Raw genomic sequence first — 562 nt, 5'->3', positions numbered from 1 at the left:
GTAGTTAAACTCAATCTTTGGCTTATCATTCGGGTTAGAAGAAACCACCTCTACAGTGCCCCGACTCTCTGGTTTATTAGGGCCGACGTGTACCTGGAAACCATGGCCATCGAATGCTGCTTGCCCGTCATAACGCATAGCTGCAGGTAGGAAGTGATATTGAATATTTGGCCACTTCAGCCCTTCACGCGAGCGAATAAACGCACACGATTCAAAATGGTTGGTTGCGCCAAGACCTTTTCGAGTCAGAATCCACTCGGTACCGATTAGCCCTTTGCTCACCAAGCCTAGTTTACTGTTCAGTGTGATTGGCTGCTTACAGTGGTATTGGAAGTACACTTCCAGATGGTCTTGCAGGTTTTTACCTACCCCTTCCAACTGGTGTTTCAACTCGATGCCCGCTTTTTCCAGTACATCTTTAGGACCAATACCGGAAAGTTGAAGTAGCTGTACCGAGCCGATTGAGCCTGCACTAGAAATGACTTCATTTTTCGCGAAACACTGCTGAATTGAACCTGCTTTCTCAAATTCAACGCCGACCGCTTTCTTGCCTTCCAGCCCT

General features: G+C 47.5%; 1 protein-coding gene. It reads right to left on the bottom strand.

Annotation, left to right across the window (positions count from 1 at the left end):
• On the bottom strand, nucleotides 1-562 hold a 562-nt coding region (locus R7Z49_RS26785; protein ID WP_318112701.1), incomplete at both ends, for a GMC family oxidoreductase N-terminal domain-containing protein.

Origin of the sequence: Vibrio sp. 1562 (assembly GCF_033340155.1) — a bacterium.
Lineage (GTDB): Bacteria > Pseudomonadota > Gammaproteobacteria > Enterobacterales > Vibrionaceae > Vibrio > Vibrio alginolyticus.
This window is presented reverse-complemented; position numbering and strand designations above follow the sequence as displayed.